The 22,259-nt window shown below is 41.3% G+C and carries 19 protein-coding genes; 14 read left to right on the top strand and 5 right to left on the bottom strand.

What is annotated here, in order from left to right:
* Positions 1 to 68: 68 nt before the first annotated feature.
* From ychF to era, 4 genes are all read right to left on the bottom strand, one after another.
* The gene (ychF, locus tag BM161_RS11925; protein ID WP_074932991.1) at positions 69 to 1,199 is read right to left on the bottom strand and encodes a redox-regulated ATPase YchF; all 1,131 of its coding nucleotides are present in this window, start codon (positions 1,197 to 1,199) and stop codon (positions 69 to 71) included.
* 17 nt (positions 1,200 to 1,216) lie between these two features.
* Positions 1,217 to 1,456, bottom strand: coding sequence for a TIGR03905 family TSCPD domain-containing protein (locus BM161_RS11920; protein WP_074932989.1), 240 nt, complete (start codon positions 1,454 to 1,456; stop codon positions 1,217 to 1,219).
* A gap of 94 nt (positions 1,457 to 1,550) precedes the next feature.
* A complete protein-coding gene (locus BM161_RS11915; protein WP_083425791.1) occupies positions 1,551 to 2,975 on the bottom strand; it encodes an HD-GYP domain-containing protein in 1,425 nt (474 codons plus the stop codon).
* 31 nt (positions 2,976 to 3,006) lie between these two features.
* Entirely contained in the window at positions 3,007 to 3,900 is an 894-nt protein-coding gene (gene era / locus BM161_RS11910; RefSeq protein WP_074933039.1) for a GTPase Era, read from the bottom strand.
* A 152-nt stretch (positions 3,901 to 4,052) separates the two neighbouring features.
* On the opposite strand from era, the gene glgX reads away from it, so the two are divergent.
* The 14 genes from glgX (at position 4,053) to BM161_RS11835 (ending at position 20,611) form a co-directional block, all read left to right on the top strand.
* Positions 4,053 to 6,188, top strand: coding sequence for a glycogen debranching protein GlgX (gene glgX, locus BM161_RS11905; RefSeq protein WP_074932984.1), 2,136 nt, complete (start codon positions 4,053 to 4,055; stop codon positions 6,186 to 6,188).
* A gap of 20 nt (positions 6,189 to 6,208) precedes the next feature.
* On the top strand, positions 6,209 to 8,656 hold the full coding sequence (locus tag BM161_RS11900) for a glycogen/starch/alpha-glucan phosphorylase (protein ID WP_074932982.1): 2,448 nt from the start codon (positions 6,209 to 6,211) through the stop codon (positions 8,654 to 8,656).
* A gap of 244 nt (positions 8,657 to 8,900) precedes the next feature.
* Positions 8,901 to 9,788 carry a DMT family transporter gene (locus tag BM161_RS11890; RefSeq protein WP_074932979.1) on the top strand — a complete coding sequence of 296 codons (888 nt, stop codon included), beginning with the start codon at positions 8,901 to 8,903 and terminating at the stop codon, positions 9,786 to 9,788.
* Positions 9,789 to 9,885: 97 nt separating this feature from the next.
* Positions 9,886 to 10,665 (top strand): transporter substrate-binding domain-containing protein, encoded by a 780-nt coding sequence (locus tag BM161_RS11885; RefSeq protein ID WP_074932977.1) that lies wholly within the window; start codon positions 9,886 to 9,888, stop codon positions 10,663 to 10,665.
* 166 nt (positions 10,666 to 10,831) lie between these two features.
* Entirely contained in the window at positions 10,832 to 11,500 is a 669-nt protein-coding gene (locus tag BM161_RS11880; RefSeq protein ID WP_074932975.1) for an amino acid ABC transporter permease, read from the top strand.
* The gene (locus BM161_RS11875; RefSeq protein ID WP_074932973.1) at positions 11,487 to 12,209 is read left to right on the top strand and encodes an amino acid ABC transporter ATP-binding protein; all 723 of its coding nucleotides are present in this window, start codon (positions 11,487 to 11,489) and stop codon (positions 12,207 to 12,209) included. Before BM161_RS11880 ends, BM161_RS11875 begins: the two co-directional genes overlap by 14 nt.
* A gap of 380 nt (positions 12,210 to 12,589) precedes the next feature.
* Entirely contained in the window at positions 12,590 to 14,242 is a 1,653-nt protein-coding gene (locus tag BM161_RS11870) for an NAD(P)/FAD-dependent oxidoreductase (RefSeq protein WP_074932971.1), read from the top strand.
* A 63-nt stretch (positions 14,243 to 14,305) separates the two neighbouring features.
* Positions 14,306 to 15,073 (top strand): helix-turn-helix transcriptional regulator, encoded by a 768-nt coding sequence (locus BM161_RS11865; RefSeq protein ID WP_074932969.1) that lies wholly within the window; start codon positions 14,306 to 14,308, stop codon positions 15,071 to 15,073.
* Positions 15,074 to 15,185: 112 nt separating this feature from the next.
* Positions 15,186 to 15,680, top strand: a complete 495-nt coding sequence (gene purE / locus BM161_RS11860) for a 5-(carboxyamino)imidazole ribonucleotide mutase (RefSeq protein ID WP_074932966.1) — start codon at positions 15,186 to 15,188, stop codon at positions 15,678 to 15,680.
* Between the two features lie 108 nt (positions 15,681 to 15,788).
* Positions 15,789 to 16,883, top strand: coding sequence for a phosphoribosylformylglycinamidine cyclo-ligase (purM, locus tag BM161_RS11855; RefSeq protein WP_074932964.1), 1,095 nt, complete (start codon positions 15,789 to 15,791; stop codon positions 16,881 to 16,883).
* Positions 16,884 to 16,973: 90 nt separating this feature from the next.
* Positions 16,974 to 17,612: a phosphoribosylglycinamide formyltransferase gene (purN, locus tag BM161_RS11850; RefSeq protein WP_074932962.1), complete on the top strand. Its 639-nt coding sequence runs from the start codon at positions 16,974 to 16,976 to the stop codon at positions 17,610 to 17,612.
* A 45-nt stretch (positions 17,613 to 17,657) separates the two neighbouring features.
* Entirely contained in the window at positions 17,658 to 18,158 is a 501-nt protein-coding gene (locus BM161_RS11845; RefSeq protein WP_074932961.1) for a DUF2147 domain-containing protein, read from the top strand.
* Positions 18,159 to 18,222: 64 nt separating this feature from the next.
* Complete coding sequence (locus tag BM161_RS11840; protein ID WP_074933037.1) at positions 18,223 to 18,702, top strand: dihydrofolate reductase; 480 nt, start codon at positions 18,223 to 18,225, stop codon at positions 18,700 to 18,702.
* Positions 18,703 to 18,817: 115 nt separating this feature from the next.
* Positions 18,818 to 20,611: a putative bifunctional diguanylate cyclase/phosphodiesterase gene (locus BM161_RS11835; RefSeq protein ID WP_074932960.1), complete on the top strand. Its 1,794-nt coding sequence runs from the start codon at positions 18,818 to 18,820 to the stop codon at positions 20,609 to 20,611.
* Here BM161_RS11835 and galT read toward each other — a convergent pair.
* Positions 20,606 to 22,126, bottom strand: coding sequence for a UDP-glucose--hexose-1-phosphate uridylyltransferase (galT, locus tag BM161_RS11830; RefSeq protein WP_074932958.1), 1,521 nt, complete (start codon positions 22,124 to 22,126; stop codon positions 20,606 to 20,608). The genes BM161_RS11835 and galT overlap by 6 nt on opposite strands.
* Between the last annotated feature and the right edge of the window lie 133 nt (positions 22,127 to 22,259).

The raw sequence follows: 22,259 nt of genomic DNA, 5'->3' as shown, positions 1-22,259 counted from the left end.
ATTAGTTTATCAGGCGCGCAGCGTCCTGATATGTTACTGATATGCTGCACGCTTGCGTGTCAGCATGATCAGACGTTGAACTTAAAGAACAGAACATCTCCGTCCTGTACCACGTATTCCTTACCTTCCTGGCGGTACTTACCGGCTGCTTTGATTGCAGCTTCGTCTTTGTACTGGCGGAGGTCGTCGATTGTGTAGGCTTCGGCCTTGATAAAACCTTTTTCAAAGTCTGTGTGGATTACGCCGGCAGCGCGTGGAGCCTTGTCGCCTGCGTGAATTGTCCAGGCACGGCACTCATCAGGTCCGCCGGTAAAGAAGGTGCGGAGGCCCATAAGGTGATAAGTTTTGCGGGCGAGGGTAGCAAGTCCGCTTTCCTTAAGTCCAACGCTGTCCATAAAGTCCTTGCGGTCTGCAGGATCTGTGATTTCTGCAAGGTCAGCTTCGAATTTACCACAGATTACAACAACTTCTGAGTTTTCTTCTGCAGCATATTTTTTTACGATTTCTACGTATTTGTTAGTCTGTGCTTCAATAGAATCTTCATCAACGTTTGCTACATAAATTGTAGGCTTCATTGTGAGAAGGAACATGTCGTAAAGTGCATTGCGCTCGTCGTCAGTCAAATTAGCTGTACGAGCACACTTTCCGTCCTGGAGAAGAGGCTTAATCTTTGCAACTGCAGAAATCCATGGAGCGTATTTCTTTTCTTCTTCTTTTCCAAGAGAGCGGATTGCACGGGTAACCTTGTCCTGGCGGGCTTCGATTGTATTCAAGTCTGCCTGGCAGAGCTCCCAGTTAATAGTAAGAATATCGCTTTCAGGGTCGATTGGGGCTGCTTCGTTTGCATTGTCGCGAACGTGCATAATATCAGGGTTATCAAAACAGCGTACAACGTGAGCAATTACAGAACACTCGCGGATGTTTGCAAGGAACTTGTTTCCAAGACCTTCACCGTTACTTGCCCCCTTAATCAAACCTGCAATATCAACAAACTTTACGCTTGCAGGTGTCTTCTTTTTAGGATTGTGAATGCTAGCAAGGAAGTCGAGACGTTCATCTGGTAAATCAACAATACCGATGTTAGGATCAATTGTACAGAAAGGAAAATTCTCTGCCGCAGCAGGAGCCGCAGTCAAAGCCGAAAAAATAGTAGACTTTCCAACGTTTGGAAGTCCAACAATACCACATTCAAGTGCCATATATATCCTCTAAAAAATTATTTACTTACAGCGATAGCCAGCTGATCAGCGCAGCTTGTGCTCTTAAAGCCGCAGGTGTTACCCTTGAGCTTTTCAACAATTTCTTCAACCTTCATGCCTTCGCAGAGCTTAGAAATTGCCTTAAGGTTGCCGTTGCAGCCGCCTTCAAAGCTGATGTTGGTGATTGTGCCGTCATCATTTTTTGTAAAAGTAATAGAGCGTGCACAAACGCCCTGAGTCTTATAAGTTGTTTCCATATAATAGATAATATAATGAAAAGGGGAGGGTTTAACAAGAACGGGGTTTCGGCAGTTCTGCGGTAATTTCGTCAGACTCAATCACCGCGGAGATTTAGATTTCTTCCAGATCTCCGAGATCTCCAGGTTCCCCGTCTTCTTCAAGCTCATCAATCTCTTCTACTTCTTCAATGTCATCGGCATCTGCATTATTCAACAGAGAATCAGCCATCATACCCATGTCACTCAAAATGTAGTCGTTGTAGTTTGTAATAACCTTACTGAAGTCTACGCTGAGCATGCTCTGCAAAACATTCTGCTCCTGCAAAAGCTCATCAAAATCTTCAAGAACATATTTTGTGATGGTTGGATCCAGCTCGCCCTTGTCCGTCATTTTTTGAATAATGGAAATTGTTTTTTCTTTTGAGAATTCACATTTATAACTGCGGCTGTCATTGAGTGCACTTGTAATGTCTGCAACAGTAAGAATTCTTTGCAGAAGAGTAAGATCTTTTCCTTTAATATGGCGAGGGTAACCAGTTCCGTTTAATTTTTCGTGATGGCGGTAAACTGTTTCAAGAACTTCTTCTGGAACAAAGCCGTTTAAAATTCGTTTAGAATGATTTACATGATGGCGCATAATTCCCATGTCTTCCGGAGAAAGCTTGCCAGGGAATTCAAGAATGCGCTGTGGAGTTGCAATCTTTCCTATGTCATGAAGGAAGGCGCTGTTGTAAAGAGTTGTAAGATTTTTTGAATCAAGATTAAGACGAAGGCCCAGAGAAAGTGCATAGCTTGAAGTGTTAATTGAATGCTTCATCGTAGATGTACTCTTAAAGTCCAGAAGCTGTACAAGCATTCTCTCAAGGCTCTTGTTATCTTCCTGATTAAAACGGATTGTAGAAATATATTTTGAAAGTTCACTGATATGACTTTCTGATTTGATGGCATCTGTAAGTGCATTGCCCTTGTTCAGCTTTTTAAAAGCTTCTACATACTCAGGGGCAAAATAGCCCGGATCAATTACATTCAGATTTTCTGGCAGCGCAGAATCCGGATTCTTCATTACATAGTCACTGATTCTTGCACACATGTAAATGATGTCTTTGTATTCTTCCTGATAAAGGAATTCCCGAAGATCTTTATTATGAGGCTGCAGGAAATTCTGAATTGGAAGAGCATCTGCTTTTACCGGAGTCATGTAATCCAGATAGTAGCAGGCAAAAACGTATTTACTTTTAATTACTTTGTCGTGTGCAAAAAAGTTCATGTTGCTTTGATGAGGAATGTAATCGAAATGAATGTCTTCGCGGAAAAAGCCTATTGTGTGAAAGAGGGCAAGGAACACAAGATTTTCCATCTTGCATTCTTTTGCCATTGGATGTTCACTTGCGACCTTGTAAGAAAGATACGCTGTCCTTATGCTGTGTTGAACAGCTTCCCGGTTTATGCAGGCAAGCATTCGGAGCGCGATGTTTATTATGTCATCTGTTTCCAAAACGTGATGGACATTGTCCATCCCTTTTTCTAAAGACAGCATATTACAATATCGGCGATTGTACTCTATATAGTTACTTTTGCTGTGGAATGAGTCGGTTCAGAGTGTAGTCGCGTTGCCTCCAGTTCTTATCTACTTTTACCTGTAAATCCAGGTCTATTTTTTGAATATAGATTTCGCTGAGTTTTTTAACGGCAGCAGTTCTGATTTCTTTAATTTTTGAAGCGCCTTTTCCGATTACAATTCCTTTCTGGCTTTCTCGTTCAACACAAAGGAAGGCGCGGATCCACAATTTTTTGCCTTCATTGCGGTGTTCAACATCTGCAACTTCAACATAAACTGCGTGAGGAATTTCGTCCTGCAGGCGGTTAATAGCTTCACCGCGGATTACTTCGCAAACGCGGAAAGTAAGATCCTGATCGGTGTAAAGTTCTTCATCATAAACAGGCTCACCTTCTGGAGAAATATCATAAAGGGCTTTGAGTACTTCATTGATTCCTGTGTCCTTTTCTGCAGACATTTCAAAAATGCGGCTTCCCGGAACGTTAGGCAGCTGTTCGCTTACAAACTGGCGTACAGGCAGCGGGCGGCTGGAAGGTAAATCACACTTGTTGATTGCAACTACAACCTTAGACTGCAAGCCTTTGAGAAGGGCTGCAGTTTTAGCTTCTTCTTCTCCAGGTGAGCGGGTAGAGTCAATTACATAAAGTACACAGTCTATTCCTTCAAGCTGGCTTTCTGTAACGTTGCGCAGACGAAGGTTGAGTTTTTTTTCTGAATCGTGGTAGCCGGGTGTATCAATAAAAATCAACTGACCAAAAGAAGTATTTACAATTCCTTTAATTGCGTTACGGGTTGTCTGCGGAATAGGAGAAACAATACTTACAGGCTCCTGGCAGGCAGTGTTGAGAAAGGTAGATTTTCCGGCACTAGGGCGTCCGATGATTGCAACAACGGCAGTGCGCAGAGGTTCGTTATTTTCGTTAGATTTGATTTCATCACTCATATTTTTACTATTATAACACAAGTTTTCAGGATTAACCATTATCATACGAAAATCATATAACTTAGGAATTTATTTATAGAATTTCTGTTTTAACTGTGTTAAAATATTTAAATATGACTGATTTTAAGGTTCATAACGGAAAGCCTCTTGGCTTTGGCGCGGTGCTTACTGACGGCGGCGTGAATTTTTCAGTTTACAGCCACGATGCAACAAAAGTGAGCCTTGTGCTTTTTGAGAGTGAATTAGATCAAAAGCCTTCTGCGGTTATAGAGTTTGATCCTCATAATAACCGTACAGGAGACGTATGGCACATCTTTATTGAGGGCCTTGGAGAGGGCGCGCTTTATCTTTACAAGGTTGATGGACCTTATATCCCACCTAGAGGACTTCGTTTTAATCCCCATAAATATCTTTTTGATCCTTATGCAAAAGCCTTTACACCAGGTTCTGTATTCCGTTCTTATAACAATCTCTGGAAGCATGGCTTTGAAGGAAACCTTGGAGGCGAGCTTCAGGATCTTTCTGATTTTCCAAAGTGTGTCGTTGTTGATGATGATAATTTTGACTGGGAAGGGGACCGCCCGCTTAAGAGACCTCTGGAAAATACTATTATTTATGAAACTCATGTAAAAGGCTTCACCGCTTCTGAGTCTTCTGGCCTTCCTCGCGAAATTGCCGGAACCTACCGCGGTTTTGAAGAAAAAGTTGATTACCTTAAAAAGCTTGGAATCACAGCAGTTGAGTTTCTTCCTCTTTTTGAATTTGATGAAAACGAAAATGCAAATACAAATCCTCGTACTGGAGAGCTTCTGGTAAATTACTGGGGCTACAGTACAATCGGATTCTTTGCACCAAAGACTTCTTATGCCGCAGATAAAACTCCTGGCGGACCAGTTCGCGAGTTTAAGCAGATGGTAAAGACTCTGCATAAGGCTGGCATTGAAGTTATTCTTGATGTTGTATACAACCACACTGCAGAAGGAAATGAACGCGGTTATACTTTTGAGTTCCGCGGTTTACAGAATGATGTTTATTATTCTCTTCCTGCAAGTGATAAAAATTACTATATGAATTTCAGCGGCTGCGGAAACAGCATGAACTGTAATCATCCAATTACAGCAAGCTTTATCCTGGACAGCCTTCGTTACTGGGTTCTGGAAATGCATGTAGACGGTTTCCGTTTTGACCTTGCTTCTATCCTTACCCGTGCACAGAATGGTGCTCCGCTTAATAATGACTTCCCGCTGCTCACTGCCGCAATTAATGATGACCCGGTTCTGGCTCATACAAAAATTATTGCAGAACCTTGGGACTGTGCCGGCCTTTATCAGCTTGGCGGTTTCCCTGGCGGTTACAATAACCGCTGGAGTGAATGGAACGGACGCTTCCGTGATGATATGAGACGCTTCCTTCGTGGAGACGAACATCTTTCTACAGCTGCTGCAACCCGCATAAGCGGAAGTTCAGACTGCTACAATCACAGTGGCCGTTCACCGCTCGCTTCCATCAACTTCATTACTGCTCATGACGGTTTTACTCTTAATGATCTTGTAAGCTATAACTACAAGCATAATGAAGAAAACGGCGAAGGAAACCGTGATGGTTCCGATGACAACTTAAGCTACAACAATGGTTTTGAAGGGGAGTGTACAAATCCTAAAATAGAACATGCCCGTCGTAAAACTATCAAAAACTTTTTGATTTATCTTTTTGTCTCACAGGGTGTTCCAATGATGCTCGGTGGAGACGAAATGCGCCGTACTCAGCTTGGTAACAACAATGCATATTGCCAGGATACACAGCTGAGCTGGTTCAACTGGAAACTTGCAGAGCACAATAAAGACCTTGTGCGTTTTACTTCAAGACTTATTGAGATTCGTCGCAGTCACAATGTATTCAGCAGAGTACGATTCTTCCGCGATACTTATGAGACAGGCGCAATCCCTGAAATCTCATGGTACGATATTAATGCAAAGAATCCGGACTGGGCAAAGATGAACAGATTCCTTGCCTTTAAGCTGGACGGACTTGAAGTAGATAATGATTTCTACGTTGCTACAAACCTTGATCAGTATGATCTGACAATTACCTTACCGACATTACCAGGAAACAAGAAATGGTACCGCGTTGCGGACACTGCCATTGAAAGTCCTGATGATATATTAGATAAAGGAAATGAGGAGCTTCTGACAGAACAAAGAAGATATGTTTTGATTTCTGGAGCTACTGTGATTTTAATGAGTAAATAAATTCAGGAGGATTATTTATCATGGAATTCAACAAAGAAGAGTTTAAGGCTAATCTTTCTGCGCGCCTTCGCCGCCAGTATGGAAAAGATATTACACAAGCCAACAAACATGACCTTTTTGATGCTGTTTCTGCGTCTGCTTTAGAGCTGGTAATGCCAAACTGGATGGCAACCCGTAATGAGTATGATAAGAAGCCTACAAAGCAGCTTTATTATCTTTCTGCAGAATTTCTGATGGGTCGTGCACTCAGCAACAACCTTATTAACTGCGGCATTAAGGATTCTGTAATAGAAGTTCTTAAGGAAATGAACATTGACTTCAATATGATTGAAGATGAAGAGCCTGATGCTGGTCTTGGTAATGGTGGTCTTGGCCGTCTTGCTGCCTGCTTCCTCGACTCTCTTGCAACTCTCGACTACCCTGGACACGGATACGGTATCCGCTATGAATACGGTATGTTCGAGCAGCGTATTGAAGACGGATATCAGGTTGAATATCCTGATAACTGGCTCCAGCACCGCGATCCTTGGGAAATTAAACGTTCCGACCTTGCAGTTACTGTAAAGTTTGGTGGAAACATTGCTTACGGAAAAACTCCGGAAGGAAATCCACGCTTCTTCATTGAAAATGCAGAAGAAGTTACAGCAACTCCTTATGATATGCCAATCATTGGTTTTGATACAAAGACTGTAAATACTTTGCGCTTGTGGCAGGCTTCATCTCCAAACGGATTTGACCTTCAGCTTTTCAACAGCATGGACTATAACCGTGCCGTAGAACGCCAGAACAGCGCAGAAAATATCAGCCGCGTTCTCTATCCAAATGATAACGGTCCAAGCGGAAAAGCTCTCCGCCTTAAGCAGCAGTACTTCTTCTCTTCTGCTTCTTTGCAGGACCTCGTTCGTCACTACGTTGCAGACCACGGAACAGACTTCTCTAAGTTTGCCGAGCTCCACGTAATTCAGCTTAACGATACACACCCAGTAGTTGCTATTCCTGAACTTATGCGTATTCTTCTTGATGAATACAATGTAAGCTGGGATGAAGCATGGGATGTAGTAACTCATACATTTGCTTATACAAACCACACAATTCTTGCAGAAGCTCTTGAGAAGTGGCCAATCGAAATCTTCCAGGGACTCCTTCCACGTGTATATCAGATTGTTGAGGAAATCAACCGCCGTCTCGTAATTGAGCTGCGCCAGAAGTTCCCTAACGATTACTACAAGCACGAGCACATGGCAATCATCCATAACAACATGGTTTACATGGCTTGGATGGCAATTCATGCCTGCTTCAGCGTAAACGGTGTAGCAGAACTTCATACAGAACTTTTGAAGACTGCAGAACTTAAAGACTGGTACACACTTTACCCAGAGAAGTTCAACAACAAGACTAACGGTATTACACAGCGCCGCTGGCTCTTGAACGCAAACCCAGAACTTGCAAAGTTCATTACAGAAAGAATTGGTCACGGTTGGGAAAAAGATCTTTCTCAGCTTAAGGGCCTTGAAAAATATCTTGATGATGATGATTCAATCAATGCTCTTATCAAAATCAAGACAGAAAACAAGCAGGCTCTTGCAGACTACCTCAAGCACGCTCAGAACGAGTTCCTTGATCCAGAAAGTATTTTTGATGTTCAGGTTAAGCGTCTCCACGAGTACAAGCGTCAGCTTTTGAACATTCTCCATGTAATGTACATCTACAACCGCCTTGTAGAAGATCCAAGTTATAACCCACCGGCACGCACTTTCATCTTTGGTGCAAAGGCTGCTTCTGGTTACCGCCGTGCAAAGTCAATTATCAAATTGATTAACACTGTTGCAGAGCGCATCAACAATGACCGCCGTGTTCGCGGAAAGATCCGTGTAGTATTTATTGAAAACTACCGTGTATCTGTTGCAGAAAAGATTTTCCCTGCTGCTGATGTTTCAGAGCAGATTTCTACTGCAGGTCTTGAAGCTTCTGGAACTTCAAACATGAAGTTCATGCTCAACGGTGCTTTGACTTTGGGAACTATGGATGGTGCTAACATCGAAATCTTTGAAGAAGCTGGAAAAGAAAACGGCTTTGTATTCGGTCTTTTGACTGAAGAAATCAAGAAGATGGAAGCAGACCACTCTTACAACCCACAGGAATATCTTGACCGCAACCCAGCTCTTGCAAAAGTTGTAGAGCAGCTTGTTGACGGTACATATGATCCAACTCACCAGCTCTTCAAGGAACTTCATGATTCTTTGATTTACGGTGTAGAAGGTCAGCGCCCAGACGTTTACTACGTTCTTGCAGACTTTGATTCTTACTGTAAGGCTCGCGAGAGAATCGCTGAGGCTTATGGTGATAAGAAGGCTTGGGCTAAGATGGCTCTCAAGAATATTGCTAATGCAGGTAAGTTCTCGAGCGACCGTACAATCGAAGATTACGTTCGCGACATCTGGCATTTGAAGAGAGTGGAAGTTAAATAACTGACATCTTAAAAAATGTTTGTGCTTCCGTTGCAGCGGAAGCCAAAAACAAACTCGCATTTTTTTGAAATAAAAAGAGAACTTCATACTGAAGTTCTCTTTTTATTTTTATGGCATTCGCCAAATATGCTCCTGATGTTTTTGGTGTCCGCTTCCACTCGCGCACAAACATTTTTCATGTTCGGCATAATTTTGTTTCCACCGGTCTCTTGACTACAAACAACTTCATTATTAAATTTTGTTTATGAATAAAAAATTTGTTTCTGTTATTGCCAGTGCGGGGCTTTTGCTTACTGCGGCTATCTGGGGTTTTGCTTTTGTTATTGTAAAAGACAGTCTTGATTATATTGGCGCGGTTTACATGATTGCTTTCCGTTATTCAATTGCTGCTATTGCCATGGGGCTTGTTTTTATAAAAAAATGGAAGTTGCTTGATGCCCGCTATATACGCCATGCACTTTTGACAGGAGTTTTTCTTTTTATAGCGTATACAACTCAGACAATAGGCTGTGATTTTACAACAGCCGGTAAAAACGCCTTTCTTACAACTAATTATGTAATTCTCATTCCAATTCTTTTATGGATTATGTATAAAGACCGCCCGGGCTGGTATGTATTTGTTGCGGCTCTTCTTTCAATGACAGGAATTGGTTTTCTGGCACTTGGAGCAGGGGATGCTGTGGGCTTGAACAGGGGTGACTGGCTTACACTTATCTGCAGTTTGTTCTTTGCAATGCATATTGTCTGGACTGCAAGATACGCAGACCAGGGAGATGATACTCTTTTTCTAACTCTGCTGCAGTTTGTAGTCTGTGCTGTTTTAGGCTGGCTTTCTGCACCATTTTTTGATGGGCCGGTTCCAGTTGAAGGTGTGCAAAATCCTAGAGTAATTGTTTCAATGCTGTATCTTGGGCTTTTGAGTACAATGCTTTGTTTCAGCCTTCAGAATCTTGGGTTAAAATATGTAGGCTCAGCGATTTCTTCGGTATTCTTAAGCTTTGAGTCTGTATTTGGAATTCTTTTCAGTACAATTGTTTTGCATGAAGCGTTTACCACAAGAATGTTCTTTGGTTGTCTTTTGATTTTCTCGGCTGTAATCTTAGCTGAGAACGGAAATAAATATTCAGTGTAAAACACCCGGAAAATGAGTAAGGAATCTGAATAAATAAATATACAAAAATATTGAATATTTATGCAAAAAACTGTATATTACTTCCCGAGGTGTTTATATGAAAAAGATTACCGTAATATGTGCAGCTCTTGCTGCAGCACTCGCATTCACTGGATGCTCAAAATCAAAAGTTGAAATAAATTCTGTAGCAGACCTTGCTGGAAAGAAAATTGGTGTACAGGCTGGTACTACAGGTGAAGCTTGGGTTCAGGATAATGTTACAAACGCTAACATTGCATCTTTCAAAACAGGTATGGATGCAGCTCTTGATCTTAAGAATCGTGCTATTGATGCTGTTGTACTTGATGAACTTCCTGCAAAAGCAATTGTTGAACGTAACCCAGATCTTAAAATCCTTCACGACAAAGTATTTGCTGATAACAAAGAAGCATATGCAATTGCTGTAAAGAAGGGTAACGAAGAACTTCTTTCTTCTATTAATAAGACAATTGAAGATATGAAAAAGAACGGAGAATATGAAGCTCTTGTAAACGCATTTATGCCAGCTGATGGAAAAATCTCAATTCCTGCAACAGAAACTTCTTCTGCAAGCAAGGTTGTAAAGCTTGGTACAAATGCTGCTTTCCCTCCATTTGAGTATGTTGAAGGAAAGAACATTGTTGGTTTTGATATCACAATGGGACAGAAAATTGCTAAGAATGCCGACATGAAGCTTGAAGTTGTAGATATGGCATTCGACAGCCTTATTCCTGCTCTTCAGTCTGGAACAATCGACTTCATTGCAGCTGGTATGTCTGTAAACGAAGAACGCAAAAAGAACGTAGACTTCTCAGAAACATATTTTGAATCTGAGCAGGTTATTATTGTTCGTAAATAAAGCCAACAAACAATCGGCGTCATTGCGAGCGTAGCGAAGCAATCTACAATATGGATTGCCACGTCGCCCTTGGGCTCCTCGCAATGACTGTTGAATAATTTGCGGCTAACAAAATAAATTACATTCCCCGGTCTTCCGGGGAATATTGTTTTTTAACTGAGGTTTTATGATTCAATCTTTTATTGATACGATGATTGCAGGACAGCGTTACATGCTGATAGTGCAGGGACTGGGAGTTACAATTCTCATCGCTATCTGTGCAATCTTAATTGGAACTGTTATAGGTTTTCTTCTTGCCCTTATGAAGGTTTCTGGTAATAAACTTCTTAAAGGTATTGCCGAGGTTTATACAACCGTGCTTCGTGGTATTCCACTTGCAACTCAGCTGATGATTTTCTACTTTGTAATTTTTGCACCTCTTGGTTTGAATCGTCTTCTTGTCGCAATTCTTGCTTACGGTTTTAACTCTGGTGCTTACTGTACAGAAATTTTCCGTGCCGGAATTCAGGGAATTGACCCGGGGCAGACAGAAGCCGGCCGTTCTTTAGGACTGAGTCAGTGGCAGACAATCTTTAAGATTGTACTTCCACAGGCAGTTAAAGCAGTTCTTCCAACATATACAAGTGAGTTTATCGTATTAATTAAAGAGACTTCTGTTGCAAGCTTTATTGCTGTAATGGATATGACAAAAGCCGGAGATATGATCCGTAATGCAACTTATAACGCATGGATTCCGCTTTTGACATGTGCGGCAATTTATCTTGTGCTTACAGTAGGTCTTACAAAGCTTTTCGGCCTGTTCGAAAAAAGGATGGCAAAAAGTGATAGAAGTTAAGAATCTTAAAATCAGCTTTGGAAAGCTGAATGTATTGAAAGATGTTTCTATTAAAATAGAAAAAGGTGAGAAGATAGTAATAATTGGACCTTCTGGATCTGGAAAAAGTACCTTCCTGCGCTGTTTGAACAGACTTGAAACTCCGGATGGAGGACAGATTCTTTTTGAAGGTAATGATTTAACTAATCCTAAAACAAATCTTGATCTTTGCCGCCAGAAGATGGGAATGGTATTCCAGCATTTTAATCTGTTCCCTCATCTTACAGTAATGCAGAATATTACTCTTGCGCCTGTAACTCTTAAGCTTAAGACTCAGGAAGAAGCTGAAAAAGAAGCTATGGAACTTCTTGAGAGAATTGGGCTTCCTGATAAGGCAAATGTTTATCCTTCTACCTTAAGTGGTGGTCAGAAGCAGAGAATTGCAATTGTTCGTTCACTTGCAATGCACCCTGATGTAATGCTTTTTGATGAGCCGACTTCTGCCCTTGATCCTGAGATGGTAGGTGAGGTTCTTGAAGTTATGAAAGATCTTGCCCGTGACGGTATGACAATGGTGGTTGTAACTCACGAAATGGGCTTTGCAAGAGAAGTTGCAGACCGTGTTTTGTTTATGAATGAAGGATATATTGAGGAAGAAGGTACTCCTGATGAGCTTTTCCAGCATCCTAAGAGTGAAAGACTTCAGCAGTTCTTCAAATCTATCCTCTAAAATATCTGTTTTATATAAAAATAACAGCACGGATAGAGCACAAATTTGAAGTTTTTAAAATGACCACAGTAATATTTTATTAACTGTGGTTATTTTTTGATTAACTTTGGTTAAATCGTAAATAAACTTATTGACGGCTGGAAAATTTCCCGTTATGTTATAAACATAAATTAAAGTTACATTAAAGTTAAAAGTATGAAAATAAAAAAGTTATTTATCGACAAGCACTTAGCAAAAACTATATATCAAAGCGTTGCTAAGAGAGAGTTTATATCGGAGAGCCGTTTTGTTATCGGTGAGGGAGTTCTTGGACTGTAAGGTTGGAGAGTCTACAGTCTAAGAACTTTTTTTTTGTTTAAATATCTTTTATACTGTCCTTAATGATTAAGGAACTCACAATTACAGTTAAACCCGAAGACGAAAAGAACTCGGGACTTCATAACAATCTCATCAGAAAAGAACTTCAGAAAAATAATATTAAAACAGATTCCTTTGAGGCTGTTTTTGTAAAGAAATCTATAGATGCCAGACACGGCCAGCTAAAGCTGCATCTTCGTTATAAGGTTTATATAGGCGAAAAACCGGAAGCCGCCGGTGAATGGCAGCCAAAATGGCGCCCGGTTGATCGGTCCCTGAGCGGAGTCGAAGGGACTCACTCTGTTATTATTGTTGGCGCTGGTCCTGCGGGACTTTTTGGTGCTCTTAAACTGCTTGAACAGGGCATAAAACCAGTTGTTATTGAGCGCGGCACTCAGACCCGCCAGCGTAAAAAGGATATTGCTTTAATCAGTACCCGCGACCAGGTAAATGCTGACTCAAATTACTGCTTTGGAGAGGGCGGGGCTGGTACTTTTTCGGACGGAAAGTTGTATACGCGTAGTAATAAGCGCGGCGACATAAGCTCAATTTTGAGGATTTTTAATTATTTTGGCGCGGACGAAAAGATTCTTACCGACGCTCATCCGCACATAGGAACTGACCGGCTTCCGCAGGTGATTAATGCTATGCGCGATAAAATTATTGAGCTGGGCGGGGAGTTCTACTTTAACGAGCGTGTTACAAATCTGATAATTGATGAAGGGGACGGCAGCGCCCGCGGTGGAGCCGATGACAAACCGCGTGTATGTGGCGTGGAAGCGCAGAACGTATTTACCGGCGAAAAGGCTACATTCCGTGGCGATGCGGTTCTGCTTGCTACTGGGCATTCCGCTACGGACATTTATGAAATGCTTGCCCGTGTGGCCCCCGCCGCTCTGGAAGCAAAAACTTTTGCGGCTGGGGTGCGCGTGGAACATCCGCGCACTCTTATTGATTCGATTCAGTATCACGGGCGGGGGGCGGATTCCGGCCTTGGCGCTGCAGAATATCGTGTAACTACTCAGGTTGAAGAACGCGGTGTGTATTCGTTCTGTATGTGTCCGGGAGGATTTGTAGTTCCTTCAAGCTCTGGTCCTGATGAAATTGTTGTAAACGGAATGTCTGCTGCAGCCCGTAATTCAAAGTGGTCTAATGCAGCTATTGTAGTAGAGATTCGCCCGGAAGATATTCCTCAGAAATTTCATGAGCAGGCAGCCGCTGCCGGATGCCCTCAACTTGCAGGCTTATTCTTTCGCCGTGAAATTGAAACTCTGGCATATAAAAACGGAAACGGACAGGCAGCTCCGGCACAGCGTCTTACAGACTTCCTTGCAGGTCGTAAATCTTCAGATCTGCCTTCTTCAAGTTATACACCGGGCCTAGTTTCTTCTGAACTTGGAAGCTGGCTTCCTTCTCACATCAGTGAGCGTCTTAAAAAAGGTTTTGAACAGATTGACCGTAATATGCATGGCTTTATCTGCAAAGATGCCCTTATGATTGCCCCTGAAACCCGTACAAGTACACCGGTTCGTGTTCTGCGCGACAAGGAAACTTTTGAGTGTACTGCGCTCAGCGGTCTGTACCCTTGTGGGGAAGGTTCGGGCTATTCGGGCGGAATTGTTTCGAGTGCAATGGACGGAGAAAATGCCTGTATCTGCATCAGTAAATCTTTGTAATATGAAAAATTATAATATTTTGTTATTGGTAAAAATGCATTTTTATGCTATAATAGAAGAACTATGAATAGAAACAGAATCAGCTCGGAGAGGGTTGTTGCTGTTGTCGGTTTATTATTTCTGCTTATTGCTGCTATAACAAGTGTATTTTTTAATGGTGACCCAAATTCCATTATTGAAAAAATTGCAGATACAAGTATTGTAATTCCTGTAGTTCATTTTATCTGTGTATTTCTCACTATCATTCACATTATCAGACCAAATTCTTATCTGATGATTTCAATTCTTCTGATTGAAAGTGTGCTTACAATCCTAACAAATTACGAAGAGCTTGGAATTTTCTTTTTCTATGCTGCTATAATTTATATTTTGTGTTCAGATCTTCTTTTGAATAAATCAAAAAAGCCTATTGTTGTCATGTTTGTTTTGCATATGATTACTATCACTCTGTCTTACACTCACGGCATTAAGGGTATGTTTATTGCAATGGGCTATTCTGCCTTCTGCTTTGCCTTTTACCTTTGGATTTATTCGATTCTCAAAGCAAAGCTTTCCTGCCTGATTCCGCACAACGTTCGCGAGAACAACACGATTATCGGTAAGCCGGCAGGTTCCACCATCAGCCTTTCAGACTACAACCTGAACGAACGCCAGATTACCTTCCTGATGGAACATATTCACAATAAACTTAGCTACAAAGAAATCAGCGAGAAATATTTCGTTAGTCTTTCTACAGTAAAGAAAATCTTCGCAGATATCTTCAAGATTTTTAATGTTTCAAACATTGAAGAGTTACGTATTCTGTTGCTGCAGTATCAGGTAAAAGTTTAGAAGAGAAATATCATAAAAATGCGATGCTGTATTTCACACCCTCTCTCGCTCAGCCTCTGCTATTTAGAACTCTCTGCTTGTGACGAATGCTGATTTATGATATAACTCTCCTATGAAAGTTGCGATTTTTTTCGGTTCTAAGTCCGACAAGGACACCATGAAAAAGGCTGCCGACATTCTCACAGAGTTCGGCGTGGAATACAAGGCATTTATCATTTCTGCCCATCGTGCCGGGGCTTTACTTAAGCAGACAGTTGAACAGGTTGAAAAAGACGGATGTCAGGTTATCATTGCCGGCGCTGGTCTTGCAGCTGCACTCCCTGGAGTAATTGCGGGAATTACAACACTTCCTGTAATTGGTGTTCCTCTTGAGTGCGTAAGCGACAAATCAAATGGTCTTGGCGGAATGGATGCACTCTTGAGCATTGTTCAGATGCCGCCACAGATTCCGGTTGCAACTGTAGGTATTAATTCTGCTAAGAATGCGGCTTATCTTGCGCTGCAGATTCTTGCATTGAATGATAAGGAACTTTCAGAAAAACTTAAGGCTTTCCGTGCTAAGCTGGCATCGGATGCAGCTGCAAGTGGTATTGATATTAAATTTTAATCTGTAAATACGGGGCGTTGCGGGGTGCCCCCGCTAGAAGGGGTAGCGAGCAACGCAGTGCGAGCTAGGGGGAGACTTCCCCCTCCTAAATAAATATAGGAGCAAACAATGGCAAACTACAAAGAGTCTGGTGTTGACGTAGAAGAAGGTTACCGCGCGGTAAATAAGTACAAGGATCATGCAAAGAGAACTGCTATTCCGGGGCTTTTGACTGGTCTTGGAAGTTTTAACGGTATGTTCGAGATTCCTAAGGGATATAAGAACCCGGTTATGGTAAGCGGAACTGACGGTGTTGGAACTAAGCTTGATGTTGCTTTCCAGATGAAGAAGTATGACACTGTTGGTATTGACTGTGTTGCCATGAGCGTAAACGATATTCTCTGCTCTGGTGTTCAGCCATTGTTCTTCCTTGATTATGTTGCCTGCGGTAAGCTTGATGCTGATGTTGCTGCTGACCTTGTAAAGGGTGTTGCAGACGGTTGTGTTGATACTGGTTGTGCTCTCCTTGGTGGTGAGACTGCTGAAATGCCTGGCTTCTATGATGTTGGAAAATATGACCTTGCCGGCTTTGGTGTTGGCGTTGGTGAAAAGAAAGAAATGATTACTGGTGAGGAGATCCGCGAAGGCGATGTTCTTATTGGTCTTTCTTCTACTGGTGTGCATTCAAACGGCTTCAGCCTTGTTCGTAAGCTTGTTCCAAATGTAAATGATCCATTTGTTGTAAACGGAACTGATACAGGTAAGACTATTGGTGAAGTTCTTCTTACACCTACACGTATTTATGTTAAACCTGTTATGGAAGTTCTCGGTAAATACCGCAAGGCTATCCATGGTATGGTTCACGTAACTGGTGGTGGATTCTTTGAAAATATTCCACGTATGTATCCAAAGGCTAAGGAAGGAAAGAAGCAGCTGATTTCTGTTATCAAGCGCGCATCTTGGGATATTCCTCCTGTATTTGGTGAACTTATTCGCCGTGGTGCTGACTTTGATAACGTTTACAATACTTTCAATATGGGTATTGGTTTTGTTCTTGCTGTTAATTCAAAAGAAGCTGATGCTATTGTTGAAATGTTCAATGCTAATGCTTCTAAGTATCATAAAGATTACTGCCCAGATATGAAGGCTTATAAGATTGGCCGCGTTGAATATGCTAAGGGCGAAGTAAACAGCCAGAAAGACGCTGTTCTTTTTGAAGACTAATTGGATTGCCACGTCGCTGCGCTCCTCGCAATGACGTGACGCGTCGTCATTGCGAGCGTAGCGAAGCAATCCATTTTTGGGGATGTAATCATGGTATTAAAAACAGCGGTTCTTGTTAGTGGCGGTGGTACTAATTTACAGGCACTGATTGATTATGAAAAGTCACAGGGCGACTCTTGTCCTTACGAAATTGTCTGCGTAATTTCTGATTCTAAAAAAGCTTTTGCGCTGGAGCGTGCTGCCAAGGCTGGAATCCCGACTGCAATCTGTTCTCCTTACGCTGTAATGGGTGAAGAGGTTGCTAAGGCTTCTGACCGCGATACTAAACGTCTTGCTGTTTCAAACGCTATGCTTGAGGCTTGTGAACAATACGGAGCCGAGGCTATTGTTGAAGCGGGCTGTCTTACTGTTCTTGCCGGCGACATTCTTAAAAAATACGAAAACAGAATTATAAATCTTCATCCGGCTCTGCTGCCAAAGTTTGGCGGAGTCGGCATGTTTGGCCATCACGTTCATGAGGCAGTTATTGCAGCCGGCGAAAAAGAAAGCGGCTGTACAATTCACATTGCCGACGGTGGATGTGATACCGGCCGTATTCTTATCCAAAAGCGCGTCCCTGTTATGCCGGACGACACTCCCGACACACTTTATGCACGCATTGCTCCAAAAGAGCACGAGGCTATTGTAGAAGGCCTTTGTATGCTTGCAGAATTAGTTGAACGCTCGTAAAACCTGTGCTACAATTAACAATATATTTTTTTCTAGGAGATTGAAATGAAGAAAATTATTGCTTTATTTGCAGCTGTTCTTTTAATTGGAACAATGTGTTTTGCAGCAGATCCTGCAGAAGGTTTCTGGATTAGTGTTGATGAAAAGACTAACCAGCCAACAGCCGGATGGCAGATCTGGCAGGAGGGTGGAAAGCTCAGCGGAAAAATTCTTTCACTTGCAGATTTACCACAGGATCAGATTGCTGATGGCGGAAAGGGTAAGCATTACGACAACTTTATGAATGGTGTTGATGTTGGTACTTTGCGTTCTGTCGGAACAACATGGATTTGGGATTTGTCAAAGACAGCTGAAGGTAAGTGGTCTGGCGGATATATCATTGATCCGGGTGACGGAAAACGATATGCCTGCGAAATTACTTTCCACAAAGCAGACGGAAAGAAATACAAGGTAGACACTCTTGAAATGCGCGGTAAAGTTGGTCCTTTCGGACGCAGCCAGTTCTGGAAGGGTGCAACAGAAGCTGAGGCAAGTGGTCTCAGATAATATCTGATTAAACCAAAAAGCGTTGTGTCTGATTTTCTGGCGCAACGCTTTTTTTATTTTGATTATGACTGGATTAATAGTAGCTCGTTCAATTAATAATGTAATCGGAAAAAACGGAAGAATCCCCTGGAAAATAGAAGGGGAGCAGAAACAGTTCAAGGAACTGACTACCGGAAATATTGTTATTATGGGACGTAAGTCTTATGAAGAAATAGGACATCCTCTCCCAAACCGAAAAACAATTGTTGTTTCCAAAACAAAACAATTCAAAGGTGAAAATCTTGAAACTGCTGGCTCTGTAAAAGAAGCCCTGGAGCTTGCGGCTAAAGACGGCCGGGATGTTTTTATTGCCGGCGGCTATGGCATTTATAAAGAAGCCCTTCCTTATGTTGATGTGATGTATATTACAGAAGTGCAGTTAGTAGTTGAAGACGGTGATGTATTTTTCCCGCAATTCAATGAAGCTGATTTTGAAAAGAGTGTTGGTGAAACTCTTGGTGATGAAATTAAATTTACCCGCACTGTTTATATACGCCGCAAATAATTAAACACAAATAACCTTAAATAATTTTTCACATTACTCAAATCTGTGATATTATAGTATTAATAATTGTTATATAACAAAATGTTGATTTGCTACGCAGCGTTTGGGAGATTTTATGTTTATAAATAAACTGAACCAGCTCTATAAACCAAAAAGAATTCTTTATTATATTATTCCAACCGAAGAAGAAATCTCAGATTATTATAAAGGAATTATGCCGGAAGCACTTAAGCCTTATGTTAATGCTTTTGGAACTTATGATATTCCTGGAGTGTTTTTAATTCACTCTTTTGAAAAGGAAGTCATTGGTATTGAATACAGAATAAATGATTCCAGAATAAGCTATCCTTCAGAATTGAAATCTATTGAGCTTGAAGAAAAGTTTTTTTATTCCGTAGAACTTGATGAAGAGATAAAAATTACAAAGGGCTTTATTCAGGGCGTTTTTGATTCAATTGCAAAAGATGATGATGCTCACAGATTGTATTCTGATTTTTCAATTCAGGATAATCCAAACATTATTGAAGTTTTTTCAGATTTCAAAAAAATGAGAATCCTTTATGAAGGAACTCTTGAAAAAGACAGTGCTCAGTATGTAATAAATAAAGATCCTCAGTCGCTTGATAAAAACAGACTTTACAATCTTGCTTTTTATGATTCAATCACCGGGCATTATAACTGGAACCATCTTGTGGCTTTTCTTGAAATGCCGCAGAACAAAGGAATTACAGATTATGCCTTTGTGCATTTTGATATTAAAGAGTTTCGTGTAATAAATGAGGTGTATGGTCATATTGCCGCAAACCGCGTTTTGTGTAATGTGGTTGAAGCAATGAACAATGCAGATTTTGTTTATGAAAGTGCCCGCTGCCACAACGACAATTTTGCAATGATGATTAAGGATATGCCTGAGGAAGAAACTATCGAAAAGCTTCAGAAGTTTTTCGATAGACTTTCACACTTACCAGAAGATCCTAATTACAAGATTTTTTACAGATGTGGTTTTGTTCCAATGCAGAAAGCAATGTCTCTTGGAAACCGCGTTGCCGATGCCGGAAAAATGGCTCAGGCTCTAGGACAGAATCATAATAAAACTGAAATCATTACTTACTCAGATAAAATGCACAACGACATTTCCTGGGGAAATTACATTAAGGCTTATGTGGAAACTGCAATTGAAAATGATGAGTTTGTAGTTTACCTTCAGCCAAAGTTTGATATTCATAAGGAAGTGCTGAAAGGTGCAGAAGCGCTGATTCGCTGGAATTATAAAAACAAAGAGTTTTTGTCACCGGGCCGTTTTATTCCATTCTTTGAAAAAGACGGTTCAATCGGAAAAATTGATGACATAGTTTTGAAAAAAGTGTGTGAGGCTCTTGCCCGCTGGAAGAGTGAAGGTAAGAAACTGTACCCGGTTTCTATAAACCTTTCGCGTAACCGCATGTATGATAAAGATTTAATTTCGCACCTGAGTTCGATTGTTGATGAGTATGGCATTGATCACAACATCATTGATTTTGAACTTACTGAGAGTGCGGGTTATGACAATACCGATCATATGATAAACGTGCTCGAAGAACTACGGGCGGCAGGTTATAAGATTTCAATGGACGATTTTGGAACCGGCTATTCCTCTCTTTCTCTTCTTACAAAAATGCCGCTTGATACTCTTAAGATTGATAAGAGTTTTGTTGATAATGTTTCTACTGCAAGTGAACGTGAAGAAGACATTATTGTTGTTAAGCATATTATTACTCTCGCAAAAGAACTTGGCTTTACCTGTCTTGCGGAGGGTGCAGAAAGCAAGCCTCAGGTAGACAGACTCCGCGATCTTGGCTGCGAGGTAATTCAGGGCTACTATTACAGCAAACCAATTCCTATTGATGAATATGACAAAAAGTATCTATAATGCTGCAATAAATCTTTCAAATGCTTTGAGGCCTTCCTCATTGCATTTGTAAACGCCGGCGTGTTCCAGTACCTTACTGAAAACAATACCGGTTTCTTTTTTCAGAATATCAATTGTTTCTTCTTCTGATTTTTCTGCAAACGAACCGTACTTTTCTTTAAGCTCATTTGTCCAGTCTGCGTGCTTTCCAAGAACTTCATCCTTACTGATATCCTTGTTCTGAATCATAGCCTGTGCAAGGTCTTTGAATTCTGTCTTAAGGCGGCCAGGAAGAATTGCGAGTCCCATAACTTCAATCAGACCAATGTTTTCCTTTTTGATGTGATGAAGTTCTGCATGAGGATGGTAAACACCAAGCGGATGTTCTTCTGTTGTAATGTTGTTGCGGAGAACAAGATCCATCTCGTAAAGGTCACCGCGGCGGCGAACAATTGGATTCAGGGTGTTGTGCTTTTCACCATCTGTTTCTGCAAAGATAAAGGCTGCTTCATCTGTGTAGCTTCGCCAGGTGTTGAGTACGTGATCTGCAAGTTCAACAAGACGGTTCTTATCTGCGCTCTTAATGCGGAGAACAGACATAGGCCATTTTACAATTCCAGCCTCTACATCTTCAAAGCCTTTAATTGTAATCTGCTTGCGAATCGGTGCCTTTGCCATTGGGAAGTTATAAGCACCACCCTGGAAATGATCGTGTGTAAGAATTGAACCGCCTACGATTGGAAGGTCTGCATTGCTTCCGAGAGTGTAGTGTGGGAACTGTGTTGTAAAATCAAGAAGACGTTCAAAGGTCTTTCTTGAAATGCACATTGGAGAGTGTTCCTGATTAAAAACAATACAGTGCTCGTTGTAATAAACGTATGGAGAATACTGGAAGCCCCATGCTTCTCCTGCAAGTTCGAGCGGAATAATTCTATGATTGTTGCGGGCCGGGTGATTAAGGCGGCCTGCATAGCCTTCGTTTTCTTTACACAAGAGGCAGCTTGGGTAACCAACAGTCTTTGCATTCTTAGCGGCTGCAATTGCCTTTGGATCTTTTTCCGGCTTAGAAAGATTGATTGTAATATCCATGTCGCCGTATTCAGTTTTGCTGACCCATTTTACATCGCGGCAAATTCTGTAGCGTCGGATGTAGTCTGTATCCTGACTGAACTTATAGAACCAGTCTGTTGCTTCCTTTGGAGATCTTTTATAAAGCTCATTGAATTTTGCTCTGATGTTAGAAGGTCTGTCTGTCATAAGAGACATGAGCTTTGTGTCAAAAAGATCTCGGGCTGCAATACCATCACCCTGAGTCAGATTGTGTTCAACTGCATAATCAAGAAGATTTTTAAGAATATCTTCCAGGTCAGAAATCTCTACTTCCGGTAGAGCTGCTGCCTGTTCTGGAGAATCAAAACCATCAATGTTGAGGGCAGCGAGGAGCTGGTTTTTCACAAAAATCAAATCTTCTTTCTCAATAAGTCCGCTTTTGAGTCCGTAAGCGGCGAGTCTGTTGATATTGTCTATTACATTCATAGTGATAGTAATACTATCACAACATCGATGTAATTGCAAATTTAAAACGTGTAGAGTATTATTTATCCAATGAAAAAAAATATAATTGCATTTGCGGTGGTGTTTATAAGTACACTGGCATCATCACAAAATT

Origin of the sequence: Treponema bryantii, from assembly GCF_900113965.1 — a bacterium.
GTDB lineage: Bacteria > Spirochaetota > Spirochaetia > Treponematales > Treponemataceae > Treponema_D > Treponema_D bryantii_A.
Note: the sequence above shows the minus strand (reverse complement) of the source record. Positions and strands in the feature narration are given on the sequence as shown.